This window comes from Kitasatospora sp. NPDC004799 (assembly GCF_040609095.1).
Classification (GTDB): Bacteria; Actinomycetota; Actinomycetes; order Streptomycetales; family Streptomycetaceae; genus Kitasatospora.
Map to the genome: position 1 here is coordinate 1 of NZ_JBEXJK010000485.1, position 5955 is coordinate 5955.

The 5955-nt window shown below is 74.0% G+C and carries 4 protein-coding genes and 1 pseudogene; 2 read left to right on the top strand and 3 right to left on the bottom strand.

The annotated features are described in order from the left end of the window. Positions 1-229: 229 nt before the first annotated feature. Positions 230-1345: an ADP-ribosylglycohydrolase family protein gene (locus ABZW03_RS36075; protein ID WP_355268240.1), complete on the top strand. Its 1116-nt coding sequence runs from the start codon at positions 230-232 to the stop codon at positions 1343-1345. A 103-nt stretch (positions 1346-1448) separates the two neighbouring features. Here ABZW03_RS36075 and ABZW03_RS36080 read toward each other — a convergent pair whose 3' ends face one another. The 3 genes from ABZW03_RS36080 to ABZW03_RS36090 form a co-directional block, all read right to left on the bottom strand. Then, positions 1449-1664: a DUF397 domain-containing protein gene (locus ABZW03_RS36080; RefSeq protein ID WP_355268243.1), complete on the bottom strand. Its 216-nt coding sequence runs from the start codon at positions 1662-1664 to the stop codon at positions 1449-1451. After that, positions 1661-2524: a helix-turn-helix transcriptional regulator gene (locus ABZW03_RS36085; protein WP_355268246.1), complete on the bottom strand. Its 864-nt coding sequence runs from the start codon at positions 2522-2524 to the stop codon at positions 1661-1663. Before ABZW03_RS36085 ends, ABZW03_RS36080 begins: the two co-directional genes overlap by 4 nt. Before the next feature lie 664 nt (positions 2525-3188). Then, on the bottom strand, positions 3189-3929 hold the full coding sequence (locus tag ABZW03_RS36090; RefSeq protein ID WP_355268249.1) for a GPP34 family phosphoprotein: 741 nt from the start codon (positions 3927-3929) through the stop codon (positions 3189-3191). Positions 3930-4227: 298 nt separating this feature from the next. On the opposite strand from ABZW03_RS36090, the pseudogene ABZW03_RS36095 reads away from it, so the two are divergent. Then, positions 4228-5955: pseudogene (locus ABZW03_RS36095) on the top strand (hypothetical protein); the annotation flags it as partial.

Genomic DNA, 5955 nt, shown 5'->3' on the forward strand with positions numbered 1-5955 from the left:
GTGCGCACGTCGTCGTAACGGGTGACTAGGTACGCGTGGTCGCCGCTGGGCATGCGCACCTCGGCCACCGGCTGGTTCTCCCGCAGGTGGCCGGAACCGCGGCCGGGACGGGGTGCCCGACTCCGGGGGACGGGGCCGGTTCGATCGGCTCTTCGAATACAGTGCGAGGGCGCGCGCCCGGCCGAGCGTCGCGCGGCCCCCCACACCCGAGGAAAGGCGCCCCGTCGTGATGCCACTGTGGTCACGCGCCCAGCAGCAGGACTACCGCAGCCGGGTGCGGGGCTGTCTGCTCGGCGGTGCCATCGGCGACGCGCTCGGTGCCGGCGTCGAGTTCGAGTCGCTGGAGAAGATCCGGGCCCAGCACGGCCCGCAGGGCGTCACCGGCTACGTCCCCGCGTACGGGCGCACCGGCGCCGTCACCGACGACACCCAGCTCAGCCTCTTCACCGTCGACGGGCTGATCCGCGCCCACATCCGCCGGGACACCGGCAGCTGGCACCCGCCCACCGACCTGCACCTGGCCTACCTGCGGTGGGCCGCCACCCAGCGCGACTGGGGCCCGGACGAGCGCCGTCCGGACCTCGGCTGGCTCGGCCGCGAGGAGTGGCTGTACGCCCAGCGCGCCCCCGGCCAGGGCTGCCTGTCCGGCCTCGGCGGGGCCGACGCCGAGCGGCTCGGCACCCTGGAGGCGCCCAAGAACCCGCACTCCAAGGCCTGCGGCACGGTGGTGCGGGCGGCGCCCTTCGGCCTGCTCACCACCTGGGAGCCGGGCCTGGTGTTCCAGCTCGCGGTGGAGTGCTCGGTGCTCACCCACGGCCACCCCACCGGCTACCTCGCGGCGGGCGCGCTCGCGGTGATCGTCCAGTCCATCGCCCGCGGCGGCACCCTGGAGGAGGGCGTCCACCTCGCGCTCGCCCTGCTCTCCGAGCGGCCGGCGCACGAGGAGACCACCGCCGCGCTGCGGGCCGCCCTGGACGCGGTGCGGGCCGGCGAGCCCTCCGCGGAGCGGGTCGAGGCGCTGGGGGAGGGCTGGGTGGCCGAGGAGGCGCTGGCGATCGGGGTCTACTGCGCGCTGGTCGCGCACGACGTGCGCTCGGGCCTGCTGCTCGCCGTCAACCACTCCGGGGACAGCGACTCCACCGGTGCGATCTGCGGCAACCTGCTCGGGGTGCTGCACGGGGACACCGCGCTGCCGCCGGGCCTGCTGGCCGGGCTGGAAGGGCGCGGGGCGATCCTGGAACTCGCCGACGACTTCGTGCTGGAGCTGGTGCACGGCGCCGAACTGCACGACCGGCGGACCCCGGAGGGCGCCAACTGGGCCGCCCGCTACCCGGTGGTGAGCTGAACCGGGGCCCGAAAAGGGAGTTGCCCGTAGCGCCGGCCGCCGCCGAGGGGGCGACGGACACCGCTACGGGCAACTGGTCCGGGTACGGAGCCGATCGGGCGCGTCAGCTCGGCAGGTCGCCGAAGGCACCGCGCGCGGCGGACGAGGCGAAGGCGTTCCAGGCTTCGGTCGAGAAGCGCAGCTGGGGGCCGCGCGGGTCCTTGGAGTCCCGCACGGCCACCTCCCCAGCACCTGGGACGGCTATCTCCACACAGGCGCCCTGGCCGCCGCTGTGACTGCTCTTGCGCCAACCGGTTCCGTACTCGGACGGGATGATCATTCGTGGAATTCCTTCTCGATGTTCGCTATCAGCGACCGGCTCTCCGCGACACCGAGCGCGGCCGCCCTCAGGTAGTCGTACAGACCGGTATAGCGGCGCACGTCCGCCTCCTTCTCCAGGTAGAGATCGCTCGTCACACCTTCGAAGTAGACAACCGTGGAATCGGCTGACTCGGGGAACTCCAGCAGTGAGAATGTCCCGGTCATACCGGGGTGGGCGCCGTGCGAGAACGGGATCACCTGGATGGTGATGTTCGGGCGCTGGCTGAGCTCCAGCATCTGCCGCAGCTGCCGGGCCATCACGGCCTTGCTGCCGACCTCCCGGCGCAGCACCGCCTCGTCTATGACGGTCCACAGGCTGCCGAGCTGGTTCTCGCCGTGGATGCGCTCCTGGCGCTTCATCCGGACCTGCACCCGGCGCTGCACGGCGACGGCGTCGGTGTCCGGCTGGGTGCCCTCGACCACGGCCTGGGCGTAGTGCTCGGTCTGCAGCAGGCCGGGGACGAAGGAGGACTCGTACGCGCGGATCGAGGAGGCCTCGGCCTCCAGCCCGATGTAGACGCTGTACGGGGTCGGCATGTCGTTGAAGTCGTGCCACCAGCCGCGCTGGCGGGACTCCTTGGCCATCTCCATCAGGCTGGCGCGCAGGTCGTCGTCCGGCACCTTGTAGACGTCGCAGAGGTCGCGCACGTCGCGCTGGCTGATGCTGCGGCGGCCGTTCTCCAGCCGGCTGATCTTCGACTGGGAGACCATCAGCCGGCCGGCCACCTCCTCCGCCGTCATGCCCAGGCCCTCGCGGAGCTTGCGCAGCTCCGATCCGAGGCGTCGGCGTCGAACGGTGGGATTGACGTTGGCGGACACTTCGACCTCCGGCCGGACCTCTGGTGCTCGTTGGAACGGCAGTCCTCGGAACACTTCGGACATTGGGACCAACCCCCCTGACTCGGAGCAGCATGTCACCTTGGGCCAGGTCGGCGCCGGGGAATCCCCGCAGCGCGGTAGAACAGATCATCGGAAAAGCACTTCCGCGAGACAGCGAAAGCCCCCAGGTGGTAATGCGGCTCGGTTGCTCGGACAGGTGTTGCGGAGGCCGCCCCCGGACCGGCCCGCACCTGCCCCTGACACGTGCCGGGGCGGGCGGTAGCCGGGCGTCCGGGGACGGCGAAGGGGCGGTCGCCGGGCGACTCGCGTCGCGGGGCGACCGCCCCTCGGTGCTGGTGGTGCCGCGGTGGTGCGTCCGGGGCGGCGGTGCTCGTCGTGCTCCTGGCGCCGGTGCCACCGGTGGTGCGTCGGGTCGCTCAGCGCCCTCGGGCGGTGCGAGTGGGGCGGTGCGCGCCGTCGGGTGCGCGGCCGGTGGTGTCGGGCGCCGTGGTGGCTGCCCGCCGGGCCGTACGGACCGCTCCGGCCGGCGCGGTCCTCCCCGTGTCGCCGCCTCCCGGGGCGGCTCTCCCGGGCCCGGCGGCCTTCCCGGTCCTCCCGGGGCTCCCGGCTTCCCCGGTCCTCCCGGTCTCCCCGGTCCTCTCCGTCAGCGGACGCCGACCCGGGAGGCGGGGACCCGCCCGCCCGAACCCCGGCCCGCCGTACGGGCGCCGGGACGGCCGGCAGCGGCCCCGGAACCCTGGGAAGAACGGTTCTGCTGTGCCGGCAGGCCGTTCTGCACGTCCATCACGGCGTGCGCGACCATCCCGCCCAGCGGGTCGTACCGGATCAGGTCGCGCAGCCGCGACCGCGAGGAACGGCCCTCGTTGCCCGGGTACAGGTGCTTGCCCAGCCCGACCGAGTGGGCGAGCGCCGCGAGCGCGGCCGTCCGCGGGTCCGGCGGAACACCGGTGCGGATCGCGGTGTCCAGCCGTTGCTTGATCGCGGCGTTGGTGCAGTCGTCGGACGCCTGGTAGCGGGTCGTCGGCAGCACCCCGCACACCTGGCCCGGCACGGCCGTGACCATGCCGCAGCGCTCCAGGTGCGCGAGATAGGTCTGCCGCAGCCCCAGCCGGGGCCCGCCGATCCAGTGCGCCGCGCGGACCGGACTGCCGCGTCGGCGCAGCAGTTCCAGTGCGTGGTCAAGGGTCGGGTCGCCGGTCGGCCGTGCGAGCACGACGGCGATCCGGTCTCCCTCCGGTACGATCCGTCCGGCCAGGGACAGCTCGACGAGCTGCGCCCCGGCGAGTCCGAGGTCGAGGGTCTGCGGCTGCGCCGTGGTACCCGTGGTCGGGTCCAAAGCGAGCAGCAAGAGTTCCTCGGGAACAGTTCTGCGGCTCTTGCCCATCCAAGCCTCCCCGCGTGGATGAGAGACAGGGTGACGCCTCTCACACGGGCTTGTCGAGTACGCCTCCGAATCGTGACCTTGCGGTGAAGGCACGGAACCGGCGGCGGCGGGCGGTGCGTCTGACCGGTGAACAGACCGCGGTGCGACCGGGCGTGGACAATAAGCGCCGGTCGGGCGGGGTGTGCGCGGCCGGAACGGTCGCCGGTGGCGGAGACTGTACAGGTACACGGAGCGGGGCGTCGGCTTCCCGAAATCGGGTTCGCCGGTGCCCCGCCGGGCGTTGAGGAGGCTGGGATACGTGGGCGAGTCCCCCGACAGGGTGCTGAGGGACGGCGACGAGCGGCAGCGGGACCGCGAGCGCGAACGGACCGGTACGGCGGCCGGCACCGCCGAGCCGGCCGAGGGCGGCTCCGGCCCGGCGACCGACGGTGCGTCAGCCGCGGCCACTGCCGAGGCGACCGCCGAGACCTCCTCCGACACCTCCTCGGACGGCCCCGCCGAGACCTCCGGCGAGGACGCCGCGGAGACGGCTGCGGAGTCGTCCGCCGAGGCGTCCGGCGACGCTCCGGGGACTGCGCCCAAGGGCGGCTCGACCGTGCAGCTCCGCGTCCGGGATGTGGACAGCAGGACGACGACGCTGCGGCTGCCGGTGGACAACAGGACCACCGCGCTGCGGCTGCCCGAGGAGCTGCTGAAGGCGGCCGGCAAGGGGAGTTCCGAAGGTGGGGGCTCCGAGGAGGCGTCCTCACCGGAGGCGGACGAGGTGGCCGAGGCCACCGGGCGTCCGGTCGCCGCCGACCCGCGTCTCGGCATGCGGACGGGTGCCGCGGTGGCGGAGAAGGCCGGGGGAGAGGTCGGGGAGAAGGCCGCGGAGAAGGCCGGCGAGAAGAGCGGGGACGAGGCGGCGGAGCCGTCCGGGGAGACCCGCTCCGAGGGCTCCGAGCCCGAGGCCGCGCCGGCCGCACCGGTGGGGAAGGCGACCGGCGAAGCGGTCGACGAGACCGCCGGGGCCGCCGGAGCCGATGACGCCGAGGCCGACGCCGAGGTCGAGGACGACGCCGAGGAGGACTCGGCGGAGGGTTCGGCGGACGCCGGGGACACCGAGGGCGTCGCGGACACCGACACCGAGGACGCTCCCGCCGACGGCTCCGTGACCATCGCGCTGCTGACCAAGACCGGGCAGCCTGGTCAGCAGTCGGGTCAGTCGGGCCGGTCGGGCAAGTCCGGCGAGGCGGGCCAGGCCGAGAAGCTGGAGAAGCCCGCCCCGCTGCGCGCCTCCGCCGCCCCCGCGTCCGGCGGCGCCCTCCCGGCCGGCACCGTGCCGGAGCCGAAGCCCGAGCCGCGTCCGGCGCCCAGGCCCGTCCCCGAGCCCGAGCCGACCCCCGGTCCGGCGCCGCTGCCGAAGCCGACCCCCGCGCCCGCCCCCGTACCGGCCCCGAAGCCGCTGCCGGAGCCCGACCCGCGGCCGGTGCCGCCGGTCCCGCCGCTGCCCAAGCCCGAGCCGCTGCCCGCACCGGAGCCGCTGCCGTCGCCGGAGAACACCGCCGAGGCGATGGAGGTCCTGGCCTCCCTCAACGCCCGCCCGGTCTCGCCGCTGCGGCGCGCCCTCAAGCGGGTGACCATCTGGACGGTCTTCCTCGCCGTGGTGCTCGGCGCGCTCGCGGTGGCCCAACTGCTGCGCCCGCTGCCGGACCCCAAGCTGAAGATGACCGCCGCGGGCAGCTTCAGCTTCTCCGGCGACGCGCTCGACCTCGCCTGGCCGGCCAAGGGCCAGTCCGCCGCCGAGGTGGTCGGCGTCGGCAGCCTCGGCAGCTCGGGCCAGGAGACGCCGGCCTCGATCGCCAGCGTCACCAAGGTGATGAACGCCTACCTGATCCTCCAGAAGTTCCCGCTGAAGAAGGGGGAGAGCGGCCCGAAGATCACCGTCGACAAGCAGGCCGCGCAGGAGTCCGGCAACAAGGACGAGTCCCGGGTGACGCTCACCGAGGGTCAGGTGCTCACCGAGTACCAGGCGCTGGAGCTGCTG

Coding starts and splice junctions, on each gene's coding strand:
- ABZW03_RS36075 (WP_355268240.1), top strand. CDS start 230: ATGCCACTGTGGTCACGCGCCCAGCAGCAGGACTACCGCAGCCGGGTG.
- ABZW03_RS36080 (WP_355268243.1), bottom strand. CDS start 1,664: ATGATCATCCCGTCCGAGTACGGAACCGGTTGGCGCAAGAGCAGTCAC.
- ABZW03_RS36090 (WP_355268249.1), bottom strand. CDS start 3,929: ATGGGCAAGAGCCGCAGAACTGTTCCCGAGGAACTCTTGCTGCTCGCT.